This is a genomic window from Lutibacter sp. (genome assembly GCF_030692605.1).
GTDB lineage: Bacteria > Bacteroidota > Bacteroidia > Flavobacteriales > Flavobacteriaceae > Lutibacter.
Genome location: NZ_JAUYUD010000027.1, coordinates 1 through 25,251 on the forward strand (window position 1 = coordinate 1; position 25,251 = coordinate 25,251).

Annotated in this window: 29 protein-coding genes; 16 read left to right on the plus strand and 13 right to left on the minus strand. The window is 29.8% G+C overall.

Going from position 1 to position 25,251, the window contains the following annotated elements; translation table 11 throughout:
* Positions 1–136: 136 nt before the first annotated feature.
* Complete coding sequence (locus Q8S45_RS02280) at positions 137–325, minus strand: hypothetical protein (protein WP_305600852.1); 189 nt, start codon at positions 323–325, stop codon at positions 137–139.
* Between the two features lie 213 nt (positions 326–538).
* A complete protein-coding gene (locus Q8S45_RS02285) occupies positions 539–1,015 on the minus strand; it encodes an Hsp20/alpha crystallin family protein (protein ID WP_305600854.1) in 477 nt (158 codons plus the stop codon).
* A 476-nt stretch (positions 1,016–1,491) separates the two neighbouring features.
* Here Q8S45_RS02285 and xdhC point away from each other — a divergent pair, with 476 nt between their 5' ends.
* Positions 1,492–2,253: a xanthine dehydrogenase accessory protein XdhC gene (gene xdhC, locus Q8S45_RS02290; RefSeq protein WP_305600856.1), complete on the plus strand. Its 762-nt coding sequence runs from the start codon at positions 1,492–1,494 to the stop codon at positions 2,251–2,253.
* Entirely contained in the window at positions 2,243–2,875 is a 633-nt protein-coding gene (locus Q8S45_RS02295) for an NTP transferase domain-containing protein (protein ID WP_305600857.1), read from the plus strand. The genes xdhC and Q8S45_RS02295 overlap by 11 nt, the downstream gene beginning before the upstream one ends.
* Here the strand turns inward: Q8S45_RS02295 and Q8S45_RS02300 are convergent.
* Both Q8S45_RS02300 and Q8S45_RS02305 read right to left on the minus strand, forming a co-directional pair.
* Entirely contained in the window at positions 2,835–4,472 is a 1,638-nt protein-coding gene (locus Q8S45_RS02300; protein WP_305600858.1) for a SulP family inorganic anion transporter, read from the minus strand. The genes Q8S45_RS02295 and Q8S45_RS02300 overlap by 41 nt on opposite strands.
* A 174-nt stretch (positions 4,473–4,646) precedes the next feature.
* Positions 4,647–5,192, minus strand: coding sequence for an NUDIX hydrolase (locus Q8S45_RS02305; RefSeq protein WP_305600859.1), 546 nt, complete (start codon positions 5,190–5,192; stop codon positions 4,647–4,649).
* A 43-nt stretch (positions 5,193–5,235) separates the two neighbouring features.
* Between Q8S45_RS02305 and pyrE the strand changes: the two genes are divergently transcribed.
* Both pyrE and Q8S45_RS02315 read left to right on the plus strand, forming a co-directional pair.
* Positions 5,236–5,877 carry an orotate phosphoribosyltransferase gene (gene pyrE, locus Q8S45_RS02310; RefSeq protein WP_305600861.1) on the plus strand — a complete coding sequence of 214 codons (642 nt, stop codon included), beginning with the start codon at positions 5,236–5,238 and terminating at the stop codon, positions 5,875–5,877.
* A gap of 12 nt (positions 5,878–5,889) precedes the next feature.
* Positions 5,890–6,279: an SRPBCC family protein gene (locus tag Q8S45_RS02315; RefSeq protein ID WP_305600863.1), complete on the plus strand. Its 390-nt coding sequence runs from the start codon at positions 5,890–5,892 to the stop codon at positions 6,277–6,279.
* A 16-nt stretch (positions 6,280–6,295) separates the two neighbouring features.
* On the opposite strand, the gene Q8S45_RS02320 is transcribed toward Q8S45_RS02315, so the two are convergent.
* A complete protein-coding gene (locus tag Q8S45_RS02320; protein WP_305600864.1) occupies positions 6,296–7,033 on the minus strand; it encodes a biotin--[acetyl-CoA-carboxylase] ligase in 738 nt (245 codons plus the stop codon).
* 88 nt (positions 7,034–7,121) lie between these two features.
* On the opposite strand from Q8S45_RS02320, the gene rsfS reads away from it, so the two are divergent.
* The 7 genes from rsfS (at position 7,122) to Q8S45_RS02355 (ending at position 12,575) form a co-directional block, all read left to right on the plus strand.
* The gene (gene rsfS, locus Q8S45_RS02325; RefSeq protein ID WP_305600866.1) at positions 7,122–7,493 is read left to right on the plus strand and encodes a ribosome silencing factor; all 372 of its coding nucleotides are present in this window, start codon (positions 7,122–7,124) and stop codon (positions 7,491–7,493) included.
* Positions 7,494–7,521: 28 nt separating this feature from the next.
* A complete protein-coding gene (gene ftsH, locus Q8S45_RS02330) occupies positions 7,522–9,576 on the plus strand; it encodes an ATP-dependent zinc metalloprotease FtsH (protein ID WP_305600868.1) in 2,055 nt (684 codons plus the stop codon).
* Positions 9,577–9,619: 43 nt separating this feature from the next.
* Positions 9,620–10,207: a hypothetical protein gene (locus tag Q8S45_RS02335; protein WP_305600870.1), complete on the plus strand. Its 588-nt coding sequence runs from the start codon at positions 9,620–9,622 to the stop codon at positions 10,205–10,207.
* Positions 10,208–10,210: 3 nt separating this feature from the next.
* Entirely contained in the window at positions 10,211–11,026 is an 816-nt protein-coding gene (locus tag Q8S45_RS02340; protein WP_305600872.1) for a phosphatidate cytidylyltransferase, read from the plus strand.
* 2 nt (positions 11,027–11,028) lie between these two features.
* Positions 11,029–11,679, plus strand: coding sequence for a phosphatidylserine decarboxylase family protein (locus Q8S45_RS02345; protein ID WP_305600874.1), 651 nt, complete (start codon positions 11,029–11,031; stop codon positions 11,677–11,679).
* Positions 11,680–11,688: 9 nt separating this feature from the next.
* Entirely contained in the window at positions 11,689–11,952 is a 264-nt protein-coding gene (locus tag Q8S45_RS02350) for an acyl-CoA-binding protein (RefSeq protein ID WP_305600875.1), read from the plus strand.
* A 113-nt stretch (positions 11,953–12,065) separates the two neighbouring features.
* The gene (locus Q8S45_RS02355; protein WP_305600975.1) at positions 12,066–12,575 is read left to right on the plus strand and encodes a YceI family protein; all 510 of its coding nucleotides are present in this window, start codon (positions 12,066–12,068) and stop codon (positions 12,573–12,575) included.
* A gap of 24 nt (positions 12,576–12,599) precedes the next feature.
* On the opposite strand, the gene Q8S45_RS02360 is transcribed toward Q8S45_RS02355, so the two are convergent.
* From Q8S45_RS02360 to Q8S45_RS02380, 5 genes are all read right to left on the minus strand, one after another.
* Complete coding sequence (locus Q8S45_RS02360; RefSeq protein WP_305600877.1) at positions 12,600–14,501, minus strand: DUF349 domain-containing protein; 1,902 nt, start codon at positions 14,499–14,501, stop codon at positions 12,600–12,602.
* Between the two features lie 112 nt (positions 14,502–14,613).
* Positions 14,614–15,360 carry a shikimate dehydrogenase gene (locus tag Q8S45_RS02365; RefSeq protein WP_305600879.1) on the minus strand — a complete coding sequence of 249 codons (747 nt, stop codon included), beginning with the start codon at positions 15,358–15,360 and terminating at the stop codon, positions 14,614–14,616.
* Positions 15,353–16,375, minus strand: a complete 1,023-nt coding sequence (locus tag Q8S45_RS02370) for a DUF368 domain-containing protein (RefSeq protein WP_305600881.1) — start codon at positions 16,373–16,375, stop codon at positions 15,353–15,355. The genes Q8S45_RS02365 and Q8S45_RS02370 overlap by 8 nt, the downstream gene beginning before the upstream one ends.
* A 3-nt stretch (positions 16,376–16,378) precedes the next feature.
* A complete protein-coding gene (locus Q8S45_RS02375) occupies positions 16,379–17,320 on the minus strand; it encodes a DUF368 domain-containing protein (RefSeq protein ID WP_305600882.1) in 942 nt (313 codons plus the stop codon).
* A 38-nt stretch (positions 17,321–17,358) separates the two neighbouring features.
* Complete coding sequence (locus Q8S45_RS02380; protein ID WP_305600884.1) at positions 17,359–18,702, minus strand: lipopolysaccharide assembly protein LapB; 1,344 nt, start codon at positions 18,700–18,702, stop codon at positions 17,359–17,361.
* Positions 18,703–18,888: 186 nt separating this feature from the next.
* Between Q8S45_RS02380 and pyrR the strand changes: the two genes are divergently transcribed.
* Genes pyrR through Q8S45_RS02405 form a run of 5 tightly spaced genes read left to right on the plus strand, consistent with a single transcriptional unit; the run spans position 18,889 to position 21,990 of the window.
* Positions 18,889–19,428, plus strand: coding sequence for a bifunctional pyr operon transcriptional regulator/uracil phosphoribosyltransferase PyrR (gene pyrR / locus Q8S45_RS02385; RefSeq protein WP_305600886.1), 540 nt, complete (start codon positions 18,889–18,891; stop codon positions 19,426–19,428).
* A 4-nt stretch (positions 19,429–19,432) separates the two neighbouring features.
* Positions 19,433–20,365 carry an aspartate carbamoyltransferase catalytic subunit gene (locus Q8S45_RS02390; protein WP_305600888.1) on the plus strand — a complete coding sequence of 311 codons (933 nt, stop codon included), beginning with the start codon at positions 19,433–19,435 and terminating at the stop codon, positions 20,363–20,365.
* A 2-nt stretch (positions 20,366–20,367) separates the two neighbouring features.
* Positions 20,368–20,700 (plus strand): hypothetical protein, encoded by a 333-nt coding sequence (locus Q8S45_RS02395; RefSeq protein ID WP_305600890.1) that lies wholly within the window; start codon positions 20,368–20,370, stop codon positions 20,698–20,700.
* Positions 20,701–20,716: 16 nt separating this feature from the next.
* Positions 20,717–21,076, plus strand: a complete 360-nt coding sequence (locus Q8S45_RS02400) for a T9SS type A sorting domain-containing protein (RefSeq protein ID WP_305600892.1) — start codon at positions 20,717–20,719, stop codon at positions 21,074–21,076.
* A complete protein-coding gene (locus Q8S45_RS02405) occupies positions 21,073–21,990 on the plus strand; it encodes a ribonuclease Z (RefSeq protein WP_305600894.1) in 918 nt (305 codons plus the stop codon). The genes Q8S45_RS02400 and Q8S45_RS02405 overlap by 4 nt, the downstream gene beginning before the upstream one ends.
* Positions 21,991–22,110: 120 nt before the next feature.
* Here Q8S45_RS02405 and Q8S45_RS02410 read toward each other — a convergent pair whose 3' ends face one another.
* From Q8S45_RS02410 to Q8S45_RS02420, 3 genes are all read right to left on the minus strand, one after another.
* Positions 22,111–22,689 (minus strand): hypothetical protein, encoded by a 579-nt coding sequence (locus Q8S45_RS02410; protein ID WP_305600895.1) that lies wholly within the window; start codon positions 22,687–22,689, stop codon positions 22,111–22,113.
* Positions 22,690–23,504: 815 nt separating this feature from the next.
* Positions 23,505–24,074, minus strand: a complete 570-nt coding sequence (locus Q8S45_RS02415) for a hypothetical protein (protein WP_305600897.1) — start codon at positions 24,072–24,074, stop codon at positions 23,505–23,507.
* A gap of 508 nt (positions 24,075–24,582) precedes the next feature.
* Positions 24,583–25,221: a hypothetical protein gene (locus Q8S45_RS02420; protein WP_305600899.1), complete on the minus strand. Its 639-nt coding sequence runs from the start codon at positions 25,219–25,221 to the stop codon at positions 24,583–24,585.
* Positions 25,222–25,251 lie beyond the last annotated feature (30 nt).

Genomic DNA, 25,251 nt, shown 5'->3' on the forward strand with positions numbered 1-25,251 from the left:
TTAGGGCTATTCCGATGAAGGTATTCCAATACCTCAATCTCTTCATTTTTAAGTGTTATATATCTCATAATGAGATAAATATACGAAAATTATTATATATACGCAATAAAATACGACATTATTTTATTCTTATTACTTAGATACTATCATATCTGATTAAATTTCCATTTTTATCAAATTCTTTGTTGACTTTCCAAGAACCTTTCGGTTGTTTGGCTATCGTTTTTTGGTTTTCTTCTACTTCTTCTTTCTTTATATCATCTTTTTGACCATTACAATTTAGGGCTAACAAGCCTATTATTAAAAATAAAATATATTTTTTCATTGTTTTATGCTTTTAGTTAAACTATATTAAGACTCTACTATTTTGCGTATCAGTCATAATTAATTCAAGCCTTATGCTTCAATCAATTTTATCTATTTATTTGGTTTTATAATTCCAATTAAAAAAATTATCAATTAAATATTGATTATAAGAGTGGAGGCTGGCTTTGCAGCCTCCACTCTTAATTAAATCATAAAAATTTAAATAAAACAATTAAGATATCTTAACTATTCTAGCTGGTTTTTGTTTTGCTTCTTCTTTTTTTGGTAAAAGAATACTCAAAATACCATCTTTATAGGTCGCATTAATCTTATCATCATTTACACTTTCAGGTAATGTGAAGGTTCTTTTGAACGAAGAATAACCGAACTCTCTACGAGTAAAATTTTCGTCTTTGTGTTCATTTTCTTCCTTCATCTCAGTAGAGATTGATAATAATAGATTGTCAAGGTCAATGTGGAAATCTGATTTTTTAAGACCTGGAACTGCCATTTCTACTAGAAAACCATCTGTAGTTTCTCTAATATTTACTTTTGGTAAAGTAATACCTGTATTAAAATTTGAAGTAAATACTGAAGGTAGGTCTCTGCTAAAAATATCATCTAACCAATTAGACCAAGTTGGGAAGTTTAAGTTCGAACTAGTGTTTGCTAAACCCCCGCTTTTAGGAACATTAACTAAATTGTTCATAATTACAAATTTTTAAATTAAACATTATTTCAAATTTGAAATCTTGATTGATTTCAAAATCAATTACACAAATGAAATGCCAAAATAAAAAAAACTTTATTTTTAAAAAAATCAATAAAAATGTCAGATTTCTTTTTTAATTAACAAACAATTTGACATTTTTCACTCCTATAAAATGTCAAATTGACATTTTATAAACTTTAATATTTAATAAAAAAAAGAAGATACGAATAGGTAAAAAGACTAAAAAAATCGAATAATAAATTTAATGAATCCATTTAAGATATTGAAAATCAATGCACACAACAGATTGAATATTTAATTGTTAGTCCTTGCCTACATACTTAAATTGTTACCAGTTCACCCCACCAGCATTTTACGGATTTTATGTTCGGTTTTTATTTACTAAATTAGTTGTTTAAACAAAAAACAAATCAAACACAAACCGTTAGAAGAATAAATAAATTAACGTTTTAATGAATAATTGGATAGAATTACTTCTAAATTTTAAACTTAAAAAGCAACCCATTGCATTAGTAACTATTACAAAAGTTTTAGGTTCTGCGCCTTGCAAAGTTGCTTCAAAAATGATTGTTACCAAGCAAAAAGAACTATTTGGCACCATTGGAGGCGGTAAATTAGAATTTCAAGTAATAGAGGAAGCAGTTATTGCAATTAACGAAAATAAAATTAAAGCATTTTCATACACTTTAGGTCCTGAATTTGAACAATGTTGCGGAGGTAAAGTGGAATTAATTATTGAACCTATGAATCAAACTCCTGAATTATTCCTTTTTGGCGCTGGACATATTGGCGTAGAAATTTGTCATATTTTAAAAGACACACCTTTCACTATTACCTTATTAGATACACGAAAAAACTGGAGAAATACTATTGAAATTGACAAAAGTATTACATTTAGTGATATTGAATTCGATTTGTACAAAAAATACATAAATTGGGGTTCCAATTGTTATGTGGTAATTATGACACACGATCATAAACTCGATTTTGAAATTACTGCTTTAGCTTTGCATTCTGAAACCAAGTATATTGGATTAATTGGCAGTAAAACCAAAAAGAATAAATTCAATAATATGCTTAAAAATGAATTGAATTTTGAAGCAGGAATTTCACCTGTGCATTGTCCGGTTGGTATAGATATTGGTGGATTTTCTCCAAAAGAAATTGCAATAAGTGTTGCTGCAGAATTACTGAAAGAATACTATGGAAAATAATACCGTTTTTGTACTGTTAGCTGGTGGAAAATCGGAACGTATGGGTGTTGCAAAAGGATTGTTGAAATACAAAAAAACGTATTGGATTTTAGAACAATTAAACAGCATTTCAAAAACAACTATTTCAGAAGTATTTATTGGGTTGGGTTATAATTACCAACATTATTTTGATGCTATTTCTTGGTTCGAAAAAGCACAATTTGGATTTGTTGATTTTCAAGGATTAAAGATAAAAGTTATTCTAAATAAAAATCCAGAATTTGGTTCATTTTCGACACTTCAAACTGTTTTAAAAAAAATAGATTCAACAAAAAATGTGGTTTTAAATCATGTTGATATTCCTCTTTTAAATACTTCAGAATTTGCTAAACTTATTTCATCTAAAAATGAAGTTATTATTCCAAATTATAAAGGTAAAAAAGGACATCCCATTAAAATGGAATATTCATTTTGGGAAAATTTGAAAAGCATTCATTATAAAGACAAAGATGCTCGATTGGATTTTCAATTAAAAAAAATGAATCCTATCAAAATTTCAACTATTGAAGTTTCTGATAAATCAATTTTGACTAATTTGAATACTAAGAAAGATTGGATTTCTTTTTTAAATGAAGGTGATTAAATTCTTCCGGATTTTCAGCCACATGATATCTTGGGTCATCAATAGCATTTATAATTACTTCCATAAATTTAGGATTACTTTTATGAAGAAGTATCTTACATTCTTCACTTAAATGTTTTAAATGAATTATTTTCCCAGCCAATTCATATTTTTCAACAATATTAAAAATAGCTTCTAAAGCGGAATGATCACTAATCCTAGATTCCATAAAATCTATTTCAACCTTATTTGGATCATTTTTTACATCAAACTTTTCATTAAATGCACTTATTGAACCAAAAAATAAAGGTCCCCAAATTTCATATACTTTAGTTCCATCTTCTCGTATTGTTTTTCGAGCTCTAATTCTTTTTGCATTTTCCCATGAAAAAACCAAAGCACTCACAATTACTCCTGAAATCACAGCAATTGCTAAATCGAAAATTACAGTAAGCGCTGAAACTAATATCAATACAAATAAATCAGTTCTTGGTATTTTATTTGAAATTCTAAAACTACTCCATTCAAAAGTTCCAATAACTACCATAAACATTACTCCAACCAATGCGGCTATAGGAACTTGCTCTATATATGTAGAACCAAACAAGATAAAAAATAACAACATAACTGCTGCAACAATACCTGATAATCTTCCTCTACCGCCACCTTTAATGTTAATAATAGATTGTCCAATCATTGCGCAACCTCCCATTCCACCGAATAACCCTGTAACAATATTTGCACTTCCTTGCGCTACACATTCTTTGTTTCCATTACCACGAGTTTCGGTTAAATCATCGATTAAATTTAAAGTCATTAAAGATTCTATCAATCCAATAGCTGCCAAAATTAATGCATAAGGCAAAATGAATTTTATCGATTCCCAAGTAAACGGAACTTTATAAAACGTTTCCAAATTTAAAGTTGGCAATCCTCCTTTTAGTCCTTGTCCTCCTCCATCACTAATAAATGAACCAACAGTAGCAACATCAAATTTTGATAAAATAGCAATGGTACTAACAACAAGTATTGCAATTAAAGCTTCTGGTAATTTTTTTAATTGTTTTATTTTTGGTAGTCCCCACATTATTAGCATTGTTAATCCAACCAAACCAATCATTAAATACAATTGATTGCCTTGTAACCAATCTTTCTCTCCATCAATAGTTTTTTTAAACATACCTATTTGAGAAAGAAAAATAACAATGGCTAAACCGTTAACAAATCCCATCATTACAGGATGTGGAATTAAACGAACAAATTTTCCAAGTTTTAAAACACCAGCCAAAACCTGAATAATTCCCATTAAAATTACTGTCGCAAACAAATAGTATAATCCCAAGTTTTCATCAGGATTTCCCATTGAATTTCCTCTGGCAACTAATGTAACCATTACTACAGCCAAAGCGCCAGTTGCTCCTGAAATCATTCCTGGTCTTCCTCCAAAAATTGAAGTTATTAAACCAACCATAAAAGCAGCATACAACCCAATTAATGGGTCTACGCCTGCCACAAAAGCAAATGCCACCGCTTCGGGAACCAAAGCAAGAGCTACTGTAATTCCTGATAATACATCGTTTCTAAAATTTGCCGTTTGCTTTTTAATAAATTCAGTCATACATAGTTAATTTCAAAAAGCGGCAAAGGTAGGTATTTAAATTTTATGGGGTAGCTGTTGCATTTTGTCTTGTTGTGAAATGCTAGGGAAATAAAAAATTATTTTATAATTTTAGGAATTCGTTTATTTACTTTGAAACTATTTCCAATTTCACTATAGCCATTTACGTATTTCCTAAAACAACAACTTAATATTTCTATAAGTGTTTTTTAGAGCTTCAATAGTTTCCTCTTCATTTTTAAAAACAACTTCTTTAATTCCTTCGTCAAGTTGTGGAATTAACTTACCCAAAAATGATGTGCTCATTAAAAACCAATGGGTAATTTTTAAAATTATTGTATCCTTTCTTTTAAAAATATGATAAGTAATTTCCAATTCTCTTTCAATCCATAAATCTGTAACACCACATTCTTCTTCAACTTCTCTTAAAGCACATTTTTCAATTGATTCACCTTTTTTTAGTTTTCCTTTTGGTAAATCCCATTTATTGAATCGGTAAATAAAAAGCACTTCATTTTTAGCATTAAACACTTTTCCGCCTGCAGCTTTTTCAATTTTAAAATTAGATCTAAATTGAGACCAATTAGCTTCTAAAGAGTTGCAAATCAAATGTATTTCGCTTAATTCACCGAGAAAAGCATTATTTACTAATTTAATTACATCGTTATTTTCAAAATTCACTCTTGGTAAATCTGTTAATATATTCTGGGTATCTGTCAAATTTATTAGACAGTCATTCACAAAAACTTTATACATTTGCATAATGATAAAGAACAAAGATACTGCAAAAAAAACGGCGGAGCTTTTAGTACAAATAAAAGCTATAAAATTACAACCTAACGATCCTTTTACATGGGCATCAGGCTGGAAATCTCCTATTTATTGTGATAATAGAACCACCCTTTCTTTTCCTGAAATAAGAAATTATATTCGAGAAAATTTAGCAAAACTTATTGAACAAGAATTTGGTAAACCAGATGTTATTGCTGGTGTTGCTACAGGAGCAATTGCAATTGGAGCTTTGGTTGCACAACATTTAAACGTACCTTTTATTTATGTTAGACCTGAAGCTAAAATACACGGTAGAAAAAATCAGATAGAAGGCTATTTAGAAAAGAATAAAAAAGTTGTAGTTGTTGAAGATTTAATTAGTACGGGGCGGAGTAGTTTAAATGCTGTTGAAGCTTTAAAAGAAGAAGGCGCTATTGTTAAAGGAATGGTTGCAATTTTTTCATATGGATTTGATGTTGCTGTCAAAAATTTTGAAGCTGCAGGGGTAGATTTAGTTACTTTAAGTGATTATGATCACCTATTAGAACAATCTATTGATACTAATTATATATCAGAAAAAGAATTAGAAACATTAAATCTTTGGCGCTCAAACCCAAGTGAATGGAAAAATTAAATTTAAAAAAATATGAATTTAGAAAGTAAAAAAACAATTATTAATAAATCTCAAAAAGAGTTTTTTGAATTTTTAAGTAATCTTGAAAATTTTGAACAATTAATGCCTTCAAATATTGATAAATTTGAAGTTGATGGCGATTCTTTTAAATTTAGTTTAAAAGGAATGCCTGAAATTAGATTGGTTGTAAAAGGGAAAAATGAATTTAATAAAATAGTTTTGGGAGCTGCAAGTAGCAAATTAAATTTCACCCTTACTGCAAATATAATTGCCATAAGTGATTCAACTTGTGAATCTCAATTACTTTTTGATGGAGATTTTAACCCAATGATGGCTATGATGGTCAAAAGTCCATTACAGAAATTCATAGACAATTTATCTGAAAGTGCAGCACTATTATAATCCAAAAAATTTCAATTTAAAAACTCGCAAATTTGATTTCTTTTAAATCAAATTTGCGAGTTTTTTCATTTTCAAGAAGCACTTCCAATTTACCTTCTTCGGTTATATCTATAATTTTACCCATAAAAATAAGCTTGTCCTTATCTTCAAACACCGTAGGAACATTAAATTTGTATAAATTGGATAAATAACTCTCTTTCAATTCAATATATTTCTTATTCTGAACCAAGTAAGAGTAATTTCTAATAGATTTTAAAATTTGATCTAATAAAAAATCTAAATCATATTCCTTTTTCGACAATAATTTAAGGGAAGTGGCATTGTATAAATCGTTCGGAAAAAATTGCTGATTAACATTTAACCCAATTCCTATAATCGACATACTAATTTCTGAACCTTTTATAACATTCTCTATTAATATTCCAGCAACTTTGTCTTTCTCTGCCATTATGTCGTTTGGCCATTTAACACTAAACTTGGTAACTAATATATCATTCAATACACTTACAATAGCTAAAGAAACAGCCATACTTATGTAAAATTGATCTACAATATTAAATTTTTTAAATTTTATTAAAGTGCTGAATGTTAGATTTTTACCTTCTTCCGATTGCCATGTTGTTCCCATTTGCCCCCTACCTTTCAATTGGGTTGTAGCAACAACGGTAGTAAAATTGTTACAATTTTCTAATAGTGCTATTTTTTTCAGGTAAACATTTGTAGAATCAATGGCATTAAGTTTGATTATATTCATATAGAAAAAGGAATTTCAACAAAGTTACTTAAAACTAAATTTATTCTAAAAAAATAATAACTTTGTAGCTTTATTTAAACAAAAATTAATGACAAAAAAAAATGTAGGAGCAGACGAATTAATTGCTACCATAATTAAAGCAATTGATGATGTTAAAGGGGTTAACATTCAACTATTAGACTTAAGAGAGATTGAAAATACGGTTTGTGATTATTTTATAATTTGTTCAGGTACTTCTAACACCCATGTTAATGCCATTGCTGGTATTATTCAAAAGCAAGTTGGTAAATTATTAAAAGAAAAGCCATGGCATGTTGAAGGTGAAAGCCAAGCCGAATGGGTTTTAATAGATTATGTAAATGTTGTAGTTCACGTTTTTCAAAAACAAATTCGAACTTATTACGATATTGAGAGTTTATGGGGTGATGCAAAAATTACAGCAATAGAAACAACAAAATAAAACAAATAAAATCGAAAAAGTTATTTAAATGGCTCCAGATAAAAAAAATACACCCAAACCAAATCTTAACACTCCAAAATTCAATTTTTACTGGATATATGGAATTGTTATCTTTTTATTTATAGGTTATCAGTTTATTAATAGTGGTAATTTAGCTTCAACAAATTTAAGTCAGAATGAATTTAAAACCATTTTAGCTGAAAATGATATTGACAAAATTATTATTGTTAATCGTTCTATGGCTCATATTTATATTAAAACAGAAGCTTTAGAAAAAGAAAAACATAAAAAAAATAAAGGATCTTTATACAGTGCCAATTCATATATGTATACTTATTCATTTGGAGATTTACAAAACTTTGAAAAGGAATTAAATGCTGACAAAACAGCTAAAGAATTAGATTTTGACGTTAGAAATGAAGAAAAAACAAACTTATTAGAACAATTTTTAGTGTATCTGCCTTTTATATTTTTAATTGGCTTATGGATATATTTTATGAGAAGAATGTCTGGTGGTGGTAGCGGAGGCGGACAAATATTTAGCATTGGAAAATCAAAGGCTAAATTATTTGATCAAGATCAAAAAATAAAAACCACTTTTAAAGATGTTGCTGGATTAGAAGGAGCAAAAGAAGAAGTTCAAGAAATCGTTGATTTCTTGAAAAGTCCAGATAAATATACGTCATTGGGTGGAAAAATACCAAAAGGTGCTATTTTAGTTGGCCCTCCTGGAACGGGTAAAACACTGTTGGCTAAAGCGGTAGCCGGTGAAGCAAATGTTCCTTTCTTTTCATTATCGGGTTCAGATTTTGTTGAAATGTTTGTTGGTGTAGGAGCTTCACGAGTTAGAGATTTATTTAAACAAGCACAGCAAAAAGCACCATCTATTATTTTTATAGATGAAATTGATGCAATAGGTAGAGCAAGAGGGAAAAGCAATATTACAGGAGGAAACGACGAAAGAGAAAATACGCTAAATCAGTTACTTACTGAAATGGATGGTTTTGGAACCGATACCAATGTGATTGTTATTGCTGCAACCAACAGAGCAGATATTCTAGATAAAGCATTAGTGCGAGCTGGACGGTTTGACCGTCAAATTTATGTTGATTTGCCAGATTTAAAGGAACGTGAACAAATTTTTAGAGTTCATATTAAACCTTTAAAACTGAGTAAAGACGTAAATATTATGTTATTATCACAACAAACACCAGGTTTTTCAGGAGCTGATATTGCTAATTTATGCAACGAAGCAGCTTTAATTGCGGCGCGTTTTAGTAAAACTGCTGTACATCATCAAGATTTTTTAGACGCTGTAGATCGAATTGTTGGAGGTTTAGAAAAAAAGAATAAAATAATTAGTCCTAAAGAGAAAAAAACAATTGCTTTTCATGAAGCTGGCCACGCAACGGTTAGTTGGATGCTCGAACATGCCGCTCCTTTGGTAAAAGTAACCATTGTCCCTAGAGGTCAATCATTAGGTGCGGCTTGGTACTTACCAGAAGAAAGACAAATTGTTCAGGCAGAACAAATGCTAGACGAAATATGCGCAACATTAGCTGGTAGAGCTGCTGAAAAACTAATGTTTGATAAAATTTCTACAGGAGCCTTGAACGATTTAGAAAAAGTAACTAGGCAAGCAAGGGCTATGGTTACCATATACGGATTAAACGAAAAAATTGGAAATTTAACATATTATGATTCTTCAGGTCAATCTGATTACAATTTTACAAAACCATATAGCGAACAAACAGCTCAAATCATTGATAAAGAGATTTCGTTAATTATAGAAGCTCAATACCAACGTGCTATTTCAATTCTAGACGAGAATAGGGACAAATTAATATTATTGGCTGAATTATTACTAGAAAAGGAAGTGATTTTCAAAAAAGATTTACGCGTATTATTTGGTAAAAGACCATTTGGTAAAGATGAAGAAAATGAAGTTGAAGTATTTGAACCTTCTGCAGAAGAAAAAGAAGAATTAAAAAATGCTGAGGAAGAGAAAAATGAAACAATAGAAAATGCAAATAAAGAAGAAACAAATGAAAATGTTGATAATTCAACAGAAACTAAGGAATAGTTTGATTTGTTTTTTATAATTTTGGAATTATTCAAAAATTAAAATGAATTTTTTCAAAAAGCTTTTTAACCCCGACAAAAAAGAAGAACCGATTGAACCTTTTGATAATACAGAAGACCTTTCGTTAGATCAACTTTTCGTTCAAAATTTTATTCAAAGAAATGGTAAATTCCTATACTGCACTTCATTAGAGGAAGTCACCATTAATTTGTGTAATATTGTTCAAGAGAATACTTGGAATCGTGTTGTTTGCTTGGACCACGACTTAATTAAACTCATCAAAACAGTGCCTGTAACAATCTCAGATACATTATCAAATGATATTCCTTTTTTTGTTGATTGTGAGCATCTTATTGCAGAAAATGGAAGTATTCTATTTTCTTCAAATCAACTTAAAGATTATAAAATATCAGAACTTTCAGAAAATTTTATTGTGTACGCCACTACAAGTCAATTAGTAAGAACTAAAGGAGAGAGTCTTACAGGAATCCGAACACATTATCAAGGTAATATCCCAAGTAATATAAGTGCTATAAAAAATTACAATCCAAATATAGCAGATAGAGATTCTGTAAGTTTAGGTAATACTAATGCAAAAAACTTATATTTGCTCTTGTTTGAAGATCTTTAACCTATGAGAAAACTTTCGAAACGTGTAATTTCAGGTGTTATTTTTGCAAGTGTATTAGTATTTTGTATCCTTTTTAGTAAAATAACATTTATTTCATTATTTTATATTTTAATGATGTTCTGCTTGTACGAATTCAAAAAAATGATTCAATTAAAAAGTACTTTCCCATACACAATTGGATCACTTCTATTTATTTATGGAAATATTTTAAATGTTGATGATTTCCCTTCAAGATTAATTTTTGAATATGTTGGGGTAGCGTTATTTTTAAGCATATTTTTTACATTTGTATCTATTCTATTTGCAAAAAAGGAAGAAGTAATTAGCCATTTAGGTAAAATATTTTTATCAATTATTTATATTGTTGTTCCTTTTACTTTAATGGTTCAAATTCCATTTCTAGATACTATATTCAATTATGTAAACACTACTATTTTAGGAGTATTTATTTTGATTTGGACCAATGATACTTTTGCTTTTTTTGTTGGAAAAAATATTGGAAAACATAAATTATTGGAACGGATATCTCCAAATAAAACAATTGAAGGATTTATTGGAGGTATGATTTTTACATTTATTGCAAGTCTAATTTTAACACAAATGTTTACAACATTATCCCTAACAAAATGGCTGGTAATTGCCGGAATAGTTAGTGTTTTTGGTGTTTTAGGTGATTTAATAGAATCTATGTTCAAGAGACAAGCAGGAGTTAAAGATAGTAGTAATTTTATTCCAGGCCACGGTGGTTTTTTAGATCGATTTGACAGTGTTATATTTGCCGCCCCATTTATTTTTATTTATTTACAATTAGCTCATTAATTATGTTTCATAAAGAAGGTTTTAAAATTATATTAATTGCGACATTAAGTGTTGGATTGGGAATTATTTTAATTGATAATTTTGTAACAAGTAGTTTATTAAACAAGATAGCATCGCTTACTTTACTTCTTTTTTATGTAATAATTCTACAATTTTTTAGAAACCCCAAAAGGCATACTATTTTAAACGAAAATGCTATAATTGCACCAGTAGATGGTAAAGTAGTTGTTCTTGAAGAAGTTTTTGAAAAAGAATATTTCAAAGAAAAACGAATACAAGTTTCAATTTTTATGTCTCCTTTAAATGTTCATGTTACAAGATATCCAATAAGCGGTGAGGTTTTATATAGTAAATATCATCCGGGTAGATATTTAGTCGCTTGGCATCCAAAGGCATCAGAAGAAAATGAGCGAACTTCTATTGTAGTGAAAAATAATACTGTTGGTGAAATTTTATACAGACAAATAGCTGGAGCCCTTGCTAAACGAATCATTAATTATGCAAAACCAACACATAAAGTAATTCAAGGTACGGATGCGGGTTTTATAAAGTTTGGTTCAAGAGTAGATCTTTTTTTACCTTTAAATGCCAATATACAGGTTAAACTAAATGAAAAAGTTAAGGGTGGTGAACAAATAATTGCCCTTTTATAAAATATTTTTGTGTTAAAAGAAAATTTAAATACAGAATTTGAAAAAGCATATTTGAAAGTTTCAAACACTTTGTTGAAGCTTCCGCCTGATGTTATGCTAAAATTTTATGCATATTACAAACAAGCAACCTTAGGAAATAACTACGAAAAATCTTCTGGCGCCATTGAATTACGAAATGCGTTTAAACTAAATGCATGGGTTCAATTAAGTCATATCTCTGAAGAAGATGCTAAAAAAGAATATATTAATTTAGTTAATAAGTACTTAAAATAGACCATTCAATTATAAAAAAATTAATACTACTATCTTTATTTTTTGTAACACTAATTTCTTTAACATCTTGTAAAGAATCAAAAAAAGATAAACTTAAAATTGAAAAAGGATATATAGTTGAAGCAAAAAATACAACAATTAATTGGGTCGCTTATAAAACTACAAGTAAAATACCTGTAAAAGGTCAGTTTACAAAAGTGTCTTTTGAAAATGCACAAAAAGCTACAACTATTTCAGAAGCTTTAAACGGATTAAAATTTTCTATTCCAGTAACCAGTCTAATTACCAATGACACTATTAGAGATGCCAAATTAAAGAAATTCTTTTTTGGAACGCTTAAAAATACAGATGCTATTATTGGTGAAATAAAGATGACCGATGAAAAATCTGGAACAGTAAATATTATGATGAATGGTATTACCAAAAAACTACCAATAAATTGTATTATTAACCAACAAATGGTTACTATAAAAGCTACTATTGATTTAAATAATTGGCAAGCGCAAATAGCCATTGAAGCCTTAAACAATGTATGTTTAGATTTACACAAGGGTCCCGATGGTATTTCTAAAACTTGGACTGATGTTAAAATTGAAGTCCAAACTATTCTAAATTATAAATAGTAAAAAAGCCTGCAAATGCAGGCTTTAATAATCAATTTTCTTCAAATACTCTAATTTATTTTTCCAAAGTGCAAGTTTGGATTTAAAGGTATTTATTTGATCTCGAACATTTTTAATTAAAGGATTATCTTCTTTAACGTTAGAAATAAAACCAATATTATTTTCCAACTGATGAATTTCTCTTGTGGTCTCATCAATTTTCTTTCTTACAAAAAGCTGTTCCGAATCTAATTTTCTATAATTTTTTTGCGATAAGTAACTGTTAATCAATGTCTCAAATTTAATCATTTCAACATCTTTTGTATCTATATCACTTTCATCAACAATTTTATCAATTAGTTTATTAAATTTAGCCTCTATGTGCTTCATTTCTTTTGGAACATCACCTAATTCTCTCCAATCATTCACATATTCTTTTAAAGAATCCAATGAGATATCTTCATTGCTATCCGACACTTTTTTAATTTCTTTTAACAACTCTTTTTTCTCGTTAAAAACCTCCAATTGCTCTTCCTTTCCAGCATCGAGTTTATTATGTAATCTATCAAAGTAATGGTTACAAGCATCTTTAAAATCTTTCCACAATTTATCGGAATATTTTCTAGGAACATGCCCAATATTCTTCCAATCAGATTGTATCTTTTTCATCACCTCAGTAGTTGAATCCCATTCTTCACTATCTTTTAATGAATCTGCCTGAGCAATCAATAATTTTTTCTTATTTAAATTATCTAAATGATCATTTTTAATATTCTTATAAAAGTCATTCTTCCCAGAATTAAATTTATGGCAAGCATTTTTAAATTTTGTCCAAATTAATTCATTTTTAGATTTAGGAACCTGCCCAATTTTAAAAAATTTATTTCTTAATTCTTCAATTTCGTTCATACTTTTTTGCCAATCAATCCTTGTTTTTTTATTTGAATCATTTATTTTTTCAATTTCAGAAATCACAGCCAATTTTAAATCAATATTATCTTCATTTTTAGATTTAAGTTCTTGGTATAAATGATGTTTTTTATCATGAATTATTTTTGTAGCTGCGCTAAATCGATTCCAAATTTCTTCTCTATTTTCACGAGAAACGGGTCCAATATCTTCCTTCCAAAGTTTATGCAATATTTGAAGTTCTTTAAAAGCAACATTAATATCGGATAATTCAGTTAAAGCTTCAGCCTTTATAACAAGGTTAAGTTTCTCTTCATAATTATGTTTAAAATCAAGGTCTCTTAAGTCATTATTTAAATGCAATAAATCATAAAAACGTTCAACATGATGTTGGTAGGTTCTCCAAGTATCATTATATTTTTCTTTTGGAACAGGACCAATAGCTCTCCATTTATCTTGAATAATTTTAAATGCATTAAACTTAATTTCACCCTCGGTTCCATCAACTAAATGCTTTAACTCTTCAATAAGTGCAGTTTTTAACTTTAAGTTTTCGCTTAATTCATTTTCTTGCTTTGTGAAATATTCACTTTTCTTGATCTTATAATCATATAATAAACCATTATATTTTGCTTTTACAGGATTTTCAAAGTGAAAATCTAAGCTATTCCCTCCCGCATCAATAAAGAGTTTTTTTTCATTTCTTAAAAGTTCTCCAAATTTAACATTGAATGCACTTTTGATTTTTGCAACATTACTGTGAATACTCTGAACAGAATTTTCATTTAATAATTTATCCAATTCAGCCACTAAATCTTCCAGAGAAAAATTGTTATAAGTACCTAATTCTAAGGCTTTATGAATTTGTTTTTCAGAATTTTCAGCTAATTTACTTTCAATTTCATTTACAGCTTCGTTTGAAATCTGAACAGGAATCTCGGAAGTTTCCTCAAGTTTCTCTTGTGATAAATTTTCGACAATTGGTTGAGAATTATCAGAATTCTCTTCTTTGGATGCATTATTGTTTGCGTCTAACATATAAAAATGTTTAAGGTTCGTAATTTATTTGTAAAATGATAAAATCAATTTTACAATCTTACTTAAAGATGATAACTCTAAATAAAAGTTGCGTAAATTTAGTCAATTCTTTTTATGAATTCCATATTTCCCAAGACTTTTCGGCTTGCAAATGCAACATTTGACTTCCATTTTTTATAATAGTCCCTCTTTTTTTACCTTCGTTCAAGAATTTAGTTTCTTCAGGATTATAAATAAGGTCGTATAATAAATGTTTTTCCGTCAAAAATTTATAAGGAATATTTGGAGCTTCATTAAATTTCGGGGAAGTTCCTAAAGGAGTACAATTTATAATAAGTGTATGCTCTAAAATATGTTCTTTCTGCAATACAGAATACAAAAAAGAATCATTCTGCACTTTTCTTGAAACAAATTTAAATTCGATATTTAATTTATTCAAAACAAATGAAACTGCTTTTGATGCTCCACCAGTACCCAATATTAACGCCTTGGTATGATGTAGTTTTAATAAAGGCGTTAACGAATGTTCAAAACCATAAACATCAGTATTATAACCTATTAACTCATTTTCATCAGAAAATTTAATGGTATTAACTGCTCCAATTTTTAAAGCATCTGGATCAATTAAATCCAAATATTTCATCACAGATTCTTTATAGGGAATCGTTACATTTAAACCTTTAAAATCTTCCTTTTTTTGATACATAATAAATGGGAATTCATCAATTTCAGGAATGTCAAAATTTAAGTATTTGTAATTATCCAAACCCAATTTTACAAATTTTTCGGTAAAATATTTTTTAGAAAAAGAATAAGAAATATCTTTTCCTATAATACCAAATTTAATACGATTATTCATTGCTGTATTCTTTACGTTCATATCCAAATTTATCAATTAACAAAACCAATCCGGCTCCAATTACAATAAAGAAAATGGCAATCCAGGTTTCCAGTTGTGAAAAATCAGGCATATATCTTTTATAATTTTCAATTACCTTATCGCCATTGATATCGAAAACTGTTATACCATCCACAATTTTATGCACTTCCATTTTCCATGGCCAAACAATGCCTAATGAACCCGCTATAAAACCAATAATTAAGGAGGTAACTATTTGATGCCATCGTTTTAACACATAACCTAAAATATGGGAAGTGACCACCAAACCAAAACCTGAGCCGAGTGTAAATACCGCAATGATTTTAAGATATCTTATACGCACTGCACTGTCCATAAAACTAAAATCACCTGTAAAAACATCAATAATGGTTTTATATAACATGGTCACAGAATCTACCAGGAGCAATACATAATTACCCATTAAAATTAAAATAAACGATCCCGAAAGACCTGGTAATGTCATTCCTATAACCCCAATTATTCCGCAGAAAAACACAAACCATAAGTTATCATTTTCTTTGGCCGGACTCATAAAGCTAATGGCGATCCCAATTACAATTCCTATTACCATAGAAATTATATTGCTTCTCCTCCAGTCATTAAAATCTTTTGAAATATAATAGATTGAACCAATAATCATCCCAAAAAAGGAACTCCAAACGTACAGTTCATAATGTCTTAAAAAATAATCCAACAACAACGAAACGCTAAAATAACTAAAAACGCTTCCGCCCATAACAAGCAATAAAAAAGTTCCGTTTACATAATAATAAAAGCTTTTAAACCGCCTATTGTAAAGCAATAAAAACGCTTTATAATTTATTTTTCTAAACGAATAAATTAACTCTTCATAAAAACCGAACACAAATGAAACCATGCCACCGGAAACTCCGGGAACTTTATTTGCTAGTCCCATGGAAAGCCCTTTTATAAAAAGAAAAATCTTGTCTAAAAAACTGCGGTTTCTTGCCATAAATTAAACCTTATTTGAAATGTTAGCCAGTTTTTCTAAGAGTATAATCAATAAAAAACCACCTATTAACAAAATGATGGCCATCGTTAATTGTGGGTCTCCCTGATAGGAAAAAGGCGAAACACTTTGTTCATTAAATGGAATTTTCACACCGTGAGAATCCACACGCCAAGTAAGCGTTTCTTTCCAAGGCCATATTTTGTTCAATGAACCCAAAATAAAACCTGTCAATACCGCCAATGTATTATTTTTATGATGGTCAAACAACCAATTCAACAATTTTGAAAAAGACAATATCCCAACAATAGCCCCAAATGCCACAACAGCAAGTAATTTAATATCTCTATACTGAAGTGCATCTAACGCTTTTAAAATAGGTTTATAAGCACCTAACAGAACCAGTATAAATGAGCCTGAAATACCTGGCAAAATCATAGCGCATATTGCCAAAGCTCCAGCAAAAAAGTAAAATAAAAGTGAGGAACTTTCTGAAATTGCAGGATGTAAAATGGTGATATAATAGGCGGCAAAAGCGCCTATTATAAACAAAATTATCGCAGGGGCATTCCATTTTGTAATTTGTTTACTGACAAATAAAATACTGGCCAAGACCAGTCCAAAAAAGAAAGACCAAACTAAAATTGGTTTGTTTTCCAACAACCAAGTAATAAGTTTGGCCAATGAAAGGATACTAATTAAAATACCGGACAATAAGGCCAGCATAAAATTGCCGTTGACGGCTTTCCATGCGGCTTTAACGCCTTCATTTTTTAACAATTTTAAATTGGCTATATTTATGGCACTAATTGATGATAGCAACTCTTCATAAATACCTGAAATAAACGCTATTGTACCGCCAGAAACTCCTGGCACCACATCGGCGGCGCCCATTGCTATTCCTTTAAATGTTATAATTAGATAGTCTTTTAATTTTCGAGATTTCATTTGTCTTTTTAAGTGATTTTTGACAAATGTAACATTTTTTAAGAAGTTCTATTAAAAATATTTATGAGATGGGTTACTTTTTCAATTTTAAAAATATCTGGGAACAATTCCTTAATTATGAAATGATATTCAAAGTCAATTCTTAAACCATTTAATAAATGCTTTTCAGCTTCTTTACTTTTCTTAAGAATAAATTTAAGCACGCTTAATCTATATTCTATTTCAGCAAAATTGGAAAAATAAACTTGACTTTTTCTTAAAACCTTAATTGCATTTTTATATTCTCCTAAAAAACATAAAACATCACAAAGTCCAAGCCAAATTTCGAGTGCTACATCTTGATATTTAATGCATTTTTCAAAAGCTACTACAGCTTCTTCAAAAAAGTCTAATTTAAGATTTACTTCGGCAAATTTTCTCCAATAGAGTGTATTATATTCATCAATATCTATTGCCTTTTTTATAAAAAATAAGGCTTTATTGTATTTTTTATCATTTATATAAAGATTAGCAATAGACAACCAACCCTTTTCTAACAATGGATCTTCATTTACAGCTTTTTTATAAAATTGAACAGCTAACCCATTTTTTCCTAATAGTTCATAACATGTTCCAATCCGTAAAAAAACAAATGAAGTGGGATCATCTAATTTTATAGTTTTTTTATAATTTTCAATAGCCTCTTCATACCTTTTAAGCTCTTCTAACGTTTTTGCTTTTTCTAAATAACCCCCAACAAAAAATTCATCAATTAAAACAGCATAATCAAAGGCTCTTAGAGCCTCTGTGTAATTTTCAATAATAAAGTATTGCCTTCCCAATTGATGCCATGCAACTTCGCTATAAGGATCTTTATCTATATGTTTATTTAAATATTTAATGGATTCCATATGTTTACTTTCCATATCAAAACAATAAATAACATTGTAAAGAGAAGAGTAATCTTCAATATCAACTTCCAAACAATTTTCAAAATTTATACGAGCAGCTTCAAAATCTTCCAAATAAAGGTATTCCATCCCAATTAAGGCAAAAACATCTGGTTCATCCTCGCAAAGGGTCAATGCTTTTTTTAATAATCTTATTGCACCTATATGATCATCATTTTTAGAACATATATTTGCCTGTTGTATGTATATTTCTTCGTTAGTTGGCTCAATTGCTTGTAATTCCTTCAATAATTTAGTGGCAATGTCCATTTCATCATCAAAAATAAAAAGTTCGGCTTGAAGCAATTTAAGCATTACCGAATTTGGATGTTGTTTTAATCCAAGACCAATAGCCTTTTTAGCCAATGCATTTTTACCAGAATCTAAATAATAATGAATAATCTCCTCAAACTCTACTGAATCAAAAAAATAAATGCTGTTAGTTTTTAGCATTGATTCAAATTTTGATAATGGAATATTATTTTCTTTGGGAGTTAACGGCATGTGCAAAAGTGCATTTATATTATGGTTAAAAGTAAAAAACTATAAAGAGCAATTAATTTTAACTTCTAAATCTTTTTAACAAATTAATTAACAAAATGCTTTATATTTGTATTCCAAACAAGGTTTGGTAAGGAAATGAGTAAAAAATCGCTCCTTAATTCTAAGGAAATTCATATAATATTACATCGATTAGCGTGTCAGCTAATCGAAAAACACAATTCTTTCGAAAATACAGTTCTTATTGGTATTCAACCAAGAGGCGTTCATTTAGCCAATAGATTAGTTTCTATTTTACAGGACGAATATAACATTCCAACTATAAAATATGGTTTGTTAGACATCACTTTTTTTAGAGACGATTTTAGAATTAGACAAGAACCAATAGAAGCTAATAAAACTCACATTGATTTTATTGTTGAGAACAAAAATGTTGTTTTTATAGACGATGTATTATTTTCAGGTAGAAGCATTAGAGCTGCTCTTACTGCAATTCAATCTTTTGGTAGACCCGAAGAAATTGAATTGTTAGTTTTAATAGATCGAAGATTTAGCAGGCATTTACCTATTCAACCGAATTACAGAGGCAGACAAGTTGACGTTATTAACAAAGAAAAGGTAATTGTTCAGTGGAAAGAAAATGAAGGAAAAGATGCCGTTTATATAATAAATAAATAATTTCATGAATCAGTTAAGCGTTCAACATCTCTTAGGAATTAAGCATTTAAACAAAAACGATATTGAATTAATATTTAAAACTGCTGATCATTTTAAAGAGGTTATTAACAGACCCATTAAAAAGGTTCCTTCTTTGAGAGATATAACTATTGCCAATCTATTTTTTGAAAATAGTACAAGGACAAAACTTTCATTTGAATTAGCTGAAAAAAGGTTATCTGCCGATGTCATAAATTTTTCTTCAAGTCAATCATCCGTTAAAAAAGGTGAAACTTTAATTGATACTGCTAACAACATATTATCTATGAAAGTAGATATAATTGTAATGCGACACCCAAACGTTGGAGCTTGTGATTTTTTAGCAAAACACGTGACTGCCAAAATAGTAAATGCTGGTGATGGAACACATGAGCACCCAACACAAGCACTTTTAGATTCTTATTCTATTCGTGAAAAATTAGGAAGCGTTGCCGGTAAAAAAGTTGTAATTGTTGGAGATGTAATGCATTCTAGAGTTGCATTGTCAAATATTTATGCCTTAAAACTACAAGGCGCCGAAATAAAAGTTTGTGGTCCAAAAACATTAATTCCAAAATATATTACGAGTTTAGGAGTTGAAGTTTGTCCTAATTTAAACGAAGCTTTGCATTGGTGCGATGTTGCCAATGTGTTGAGAGTTCAAAATGAGCGAATGGATGTTAATTATTTTCCTTCCACTAGAGAATATTCTCAATTATTTGGAATTACAAAAAAAATCTTAGACTCTCTTAAAAAAGAAATTGTAATCATGCACCCTGGACCAATAAATAGAGGTGTCGAAATAACGAGTGATGTTGCAGATTCTAGTCAATCCATCATTTTAAACCAGGTTGAAAATGGAGTAGCTATTAGAATGGCAGTTATATATTTATTAGCACAACAAATAGAACGAAATTAAGAATGGATATTACAAAAACAAGGGTCTTTACCCACCTTAAAATTAATCACAAGTCTGTTTCTCAATTCTTTGAAGAATTCGAAATTCTTTATCCTGAATTTGTTAATCAACATTTAATTATTGATTTTTCTGAAAAAATTAACATAGAAATCCAAGAAATTGTATTATTTTTGAGTTTAAGTGTTAAGCACCGTAAAAGTGGCAAGAGTTTTGTTATAATATGTGAAAACATTAATTTAGATAAAATTCCTGATGAAATTAATATCGTCCCTTCGTTTACAGAAGCCATTGATATATTGGAAATGGATGCTATTGAAAGAGATTTAGGATTTTAAAAATATTTGCTTATTGATGAAAAAATTACTTTTAATAACTTTTATTTTTTGTATTCATCTTTCGTTTGCACAACAAATTGAAAGAAGTAATGATATAATTAATAGTAACGATTCTAGAACTACTATTTCAGAAATATCAGCATCTCCAAATCCATGTACTGTTCAATCTAGAATTAATTTTACCTCTGTAAAATCGCAACTAATTGAATTTTCAGTAAAAAATTTATTGGGTAAAACCGTTTATTCTGAAAGAATAAATTCAAAATCAGGTACAAATTCAATTATTTTTCAACGAAACAACTTACCTAATGGGATGTATATTTATTCATTACAAACTGAAAACGAGATTATTTCAAAGAGGTTAGTGATTAAATGAGTTTAAAACTCACAATTTTAGGCTGCCATTCTGCCACTCCAAGAGTAAACGCACACCCAACTTCTCAATTATTAGAAATTAAAAATCATTATTTTTTAATTGATTGTGGTGAAGGTACTCAAGTTCAATTACGAAAATACAAAGTAAAATTTGCTGCAATAAAACGTATTTTTATTTCACACTTACATGGAGATCATATTTTTGGTTTAATTGGTTTAATTTCAACTTTTCGTATATTAAATCGTGAAAGTGAATTACATATTTATGGTCCAAAAGGAATAAAAGAAATTATTACAATTCAATTAAAATTATCAAATTCTTGGACACATTATCCACTACTTTTCCACGAATTAACATCATCAGAAAGTGAACTTCTTTATGAAGATGATAACGTTGAAGTATATACTATTCCGCTAGATCATAGAATTTATACCAACGGGTTTTTATTTAGAGAAAAAAAGGGTGAACGCAAATTAAACATGAATGCCATTTTAAATTGTGAAGAAATTGAACGCTGCGATTATCAAAATTTGAAAAACGGAAAAGACTTCATTTTAAAAAATGGAAAAGTAATTAAAAATGAAGATCTTACAAGCAATCCTCCAAATCCATTAAGCTACGCTTTTTGCAGCGATACTTGTTTTTATCCCAAAATTGTTCCACAAATAAAAAATGTTTCTTGCCTTTACCATGAAACAACTTTTTTAAACGATAAAGAAGCGCTTGCCGCAACAACAAAACACTCAACTGCACAACAAGCTGCAACAATTGCACTTCAAGCAAACGTAAAACAATTAATAATTGGCCATTATAGTGGTCGCTATAAAAATATTGAAGCATTTAAAACTGAAGCACTAGAAGTTTTTGAAAATATCCATTTGGCTTTGGAGGGAACTGTTTTTGAGATATCTTAATTAATCATAAGAGCACTTTCTATAAATAGCCATCTTATTTTCACCAAAAATCAGAAACATTATCGCATAAAAAAACCTCCCTTTTACAAGGGAGGCTTTTAATATTTTGTTATTTACCGATTAAATATCTGTAAGTGTGTAAGTAATTGTTAATGGCGCAGCTGTGTCAACAAATCTTAAAGCTCCATAATTAGCTGCTGCATCAACTGCATAACCAAGTTGGTAAGTTAAGTTACGGCCTTTGTTTGCTCCGTCTTCGGTGTAAGCACTTCCAATTGCTGTAACAATATTTTGTGCAGTACCTGTTAAAATAAGCTCAGTTGAAGCCGCTCCCAAAGTACCAGCACCACCTGCTGCTGCAGAAGCAAGGACTGTTAATTTTAATCCGGTTGGAACAGTACCATTAGTAATGGCAACAGTTACATTTCTTAACAATGCACCTTTAACAATAGAAGAATAGTTCATCCAAATGGCTGAGTTAGTTGCTGCAGCTCCAAAAGTCATTGGCAAACCAGCTTCTGATGGCGCTGTACCGGCTAAAGTAACATCTGTTGTACCTGATGCAACTTCAAGATCCAATAAGGCTACTTGAGGAATAGTAATGGTTACTAAATGATTGGCTGTTTTAGTGTCTTGTGCGAAAGCAGCATTGGCAGATAAAACGATTACAGCGGCGAAAAATAATTTTGTTAAATTCATGAGGTTTGTTTTTTTGTTGTTATTGTTATTTATTTTTTTGTTATTATTTCTTTTTGATGGTACAAATGTAAGTCGGCTATTAAGCATAAAAGTCGAAAAACAGGCAGATAAACGTTAAGTGTCGATGAATGGTAGGTTTCTTAAGATGAATAAACTTACAGGAAGAAAATAAAGGTGAAATGTGGGAAGTTATATGTTGAATCATTGTTGTTTGATAAAAATTCATAAAAAATGATTAATCTCAGTGTAAATGGGACATCATAAACAGGTCGCCCCGATGGGGCTTGTTTTCAATGAAAATCTATTTACTAGAAACAGGACGTCCCGATGGGACTAAAACAGCTCCGTAGGAGCGAAATGTTTGTAGAATATTTTGAAAAGTCAGGTTTAAAGCCCCATCGGGGCGACCTGCTTGTTTTGTGAAATTTAACCGAACAACAATGATGTTGAATATGATAGTAGATATTAGTAGTTAGATATTAGCTATTAGCTATTAGAAGTTAGCTATTGAATATTGGACATTGGAAGTTAGCTCAAGTGATGAATTGTCAATTTTTAATTAATTATTCATTCTTCATTATTAATTCAAGATGGTTAAGGATAGAGTGGCCTGTTTGAGCTCTCCCGTTTTTACGGGAAGCGAGTAGCGATAGCCTGACCCGCCAGCTGGCGGGGAACGCCCACCGAAAAGGCAGGCAGGCCCAAAACATATTAAACATAAAATTTTAGCCAATTGCCCAAAAAATGAATTCAAAAAAGCACCATCCTGAAAAATGGCTTTGGGAAAGGTGTTTTTTTATTGGGAAAAAAATAAATTAGTTGTCGGATAATGTGTAGTTAATCACCAAGGTATTGCTTTGGTTGAAATCTAACTTTGCATAAGCGTTTGGCTCATCGCTAAGTTTTAAGGTAAAATGTACATTGTTTCCTTTATGTGTGCCTACGCCTGTATAAGCGCTTCCTATATCGGTAATAATGGTAAGCGGATTAGCCGTAAGCTCCTGTGATGTGCTGATAGGTCTCCCCATTTTACCGGCTCCGGCGCCCATATCTTTCTCTACTTTAACATAAAGCTTCACGCCATTAGGAATGGTGCCTTCAGCTATACGAATGCTAATATCGCGGCTTGGTTGTGTTTGTGAGCCAACAATGGAAGAGTAGTTGATCCAAACGCTGTTGTTTGTTTCTTCCATATTTAAGGCATTTCCGGCTTCAACAACAGAATTGTTTCCCAATGAAATGGCTGAGTTTGAATAAACATTGATTAAGGCAACTTCCGGTATTGTTATGTTTATTTTATGGCTGCCATGACGCTCTTGGGCGCCTAAATTGCCAAACACTAATAAAAATAAGAACATGGCTATATTTTTGTAGGTTGTGGTCATTTTTTTGGCTTAAGAAATAATAAGTTTATCGGTTTTTATGTTTGTTTAACTAAAAAAATCAATTGCTCTATTTAGATTTATTCTAAAGATACAAACAAAAAGTCATTAAGCAATTAAATAAATGAATTATTTTACCATTTGTTGTAAAAAATATGCTATTCATTATAATTTATATGCCATTTATATTTTTAAACATCATTTTTGAGGCGTTGAAAAATAGCAAAAAGGGCATATAACCGCCTCTTTTCATTTAAAGTTACCGTTTTATTTTGAAAAATTTACGAGAGATTGAAAAAAAACAAGTTTGTATTCGGAACTTTTAATTTTAATGGAAAAATGGTGCAGAAATCTATTCAAAATATATTTCTATACACTTGCAGAAACTTTGCAACAGTAAAAGGAGGGGAATTTTCTAAAAAAATGTAATTAATTTCAAAAGACCCAACGTTTTGATAAAAAGCGCGGTGAAAAATTTAGCAATACAAAAAAATGAAATAAAATTTTCGGTTTACTTTAGATGCGTCAAAACAATTTCCACATCCACTAATATACATTTCATATTCTCTTTTTGCTTTTCGGCATCATTTAAAATATGGACATAAACTTCTTTGCACAAGCGTGCGGAAAGCGGCAAATCCAGCATCGTAAATTTGCTGCTCATTTGGTGCGCCCTGCTTTTTAACTCCAATAAATTGTTGGATTCAATCAATGCCGGAATTTCTTCCAAATTAAGTTTGAACTCGGTAATCATTAATGATTTTATTTGCTCAAAAAATTCTTCATCATCCATTGCATATTCTTCAATGGCCGTGTAAGAAATGGGTGTGCTTCGCCATAAAAAATCAAATAATGCCGAATAACTTAAAGGTGATTTTACGCTTGGATAAGAAGTTTCCGACAAATCCAATTCGGCATCATTCACAATCAACAAAGGAAGTTGAATTAAATTGCCAAATGCCAAAACCGATTCATTTTTAATAACGGATTGAGATACCAAATGTGTGTAAGTGTTCGCATTTAAAGCAGCATCCAGCCCATTAAAATCGGCCATTATTTCATACTGAATTCCTGTATTATGGTTTAGGCACAATTTTAAGGCTTCTTGCTTTATTTCAGTTTCTTCAATAAAAAGTATTTTTACGGGCATTGCGCTTGAGTTTAATTATTTTGTTTTTTT